The sequence below is a fragment of the Oceanobacillus polygoni genome (genome assembly GCF_008304605.1).
Classification (GTDB): Bacteria; Bacillota; Bacilli; order Bacillales; family Amphibacillaceae; genus Oceanobacillus; species Oceanobacillus polygoni.
Genome location: NZ_PIJY01000009.1, coordinates 1 through 1,600 on the forward strand (window position 1 = coordinate 1; position 1,600 = coordinate 1,600).

General features: G+C 48.9%; 1 rRNA gene. It reads left to right on the plus strand.

Features of this window, described 5'->3' with window-relative positions:
* Window positions 1–96: 96 nt before the first annotated feature.
* Window positions 97–1,600 (plus strand): 23S ribosomal RNA (locus F1560_RS03775); the annotation flags it as partial.

Genomic DNA, 1,600 nt, shown 5'->3' on the forward strand with positions numbered 1-1,600 from the left:
TTTGTACCTTGAAAACTAAATAAGAGTAACAACGACATCAATATTTTTAAATAAAAAGCAAGGCTAATAAATTAGTACGCTTATTTACTGTAACTTAGTTAAGTGAATAAGGGCGCACGGTGGATGCCTTGGCACTAGAAGCCGATGAAGGACGGGACTAACACCGATATGCCTCGGGGAGTTGTAAGTAAACTTTGATCCGGGGATTTCCGAATGGGGGAACCCACTGTTCGTAATGGAACAGTACATGCATCTGAATACATAGGGTGCATGAGGTAGACCCGGGGAACTGAAACATCTCAGTACCCGGAGGAAGAGAAAGAAAAATCGATTTCCTGAGTAGCGGCGAGCGAAACGGAAAGAGCCCAAACCAGAAAGCTTGCTTTCTGGGGTTGTAGGACATTCCATTGGAGTTACCAAGGAATTCTTTAAATGAATCGACCTGGAACGGTCAGCCAAAGAAGGTAAGAGCCCTGTAGTTGAAAGAGAATTCCCTCCGGAGTGTATCCTGAGTACGGCGGAACACGTGGAATTCCGTCGGAATCCGGGAGGACCATCTCCCAAGGCTAAATACTCTCTAGTGACCGATAGTGAACCAGTACCGTGAGGGAAAGGTGAAAAGCACCCCGGAAGGGGAGTGAAATAGAACCTGAAACCGTGTGCCTACAAGTAGTCGAAGCCCGTTAATGGGTGACGGCGTACCTTTTGTAGAATGGACCGGCGAGTTACGATCATATGCAAGGTTAAGTGGAAGACACGGAGCCGCAGCGAAAGCGAGTCTGAATAGGGCGAATGAGTATGTGGTCGTAGACCCGAAACCGTGTGATCTACCCATGTCCAGGGTGAAGGTCAGGTAACACTGACTGGAGGCCCGAACCCACGTATGTTGAAAAATGCGGGGATGAGGTGTGGGTAGGGGTGAAATGCCAATCGAACACGGAGATAGCTGGTTCTCTCCGAAATAGCTTTAGGGCTAGCCTCAAGAAATAGAGTACTGGAGGTAGAGCACTGATTGGACTAGGGGCCCTCACCGGGTTACCGAATTCAGTCAAACTCCGAATGCCAGTTACTTTTACTTGGGAGTCAGACTATGGGTGATAAGGTTCATAGTCGAAAGGGAAACAGCCCAGACCGCCAGCTAAGGTCCCAAAGTATACGTTAAGTGGAAAAGGATGTGGAGTTGCCCAGACAACCAGGATGTTGGCTTAGAAGCAGCCATCATTTAAAGAGTGCGTAATAGCTCACTGGTCGAGTGACTCTGCGCCGAAAATGTACCGGGGCTAAACGTATCACCGAAGCTGCGGATTGTTCTTACGAACAATGGTAGGAGAGCGTTCTAAGTGCTGTGAAGTCAGACCGTGAGGACTGGTGGAGCGCTTAGAAGTGAGAATGCCGGTATGAGTAGCGAAAAAAGAGTGAGAATCTCTTTCACCGAATGCCTAAGGTTTCCTGAGGAAGGCTCGTCCTCTCAGGGTTAGTCGGGACCTAAGCCGAGGCCGAAAGGCGTAGGCGATGGACAACAGGTAGATATTCCTGTACCACCTCATGATTGTTTGAGCGATGGGGGGACGCAGTAGGATAAGGAATGCGCACCGATGGA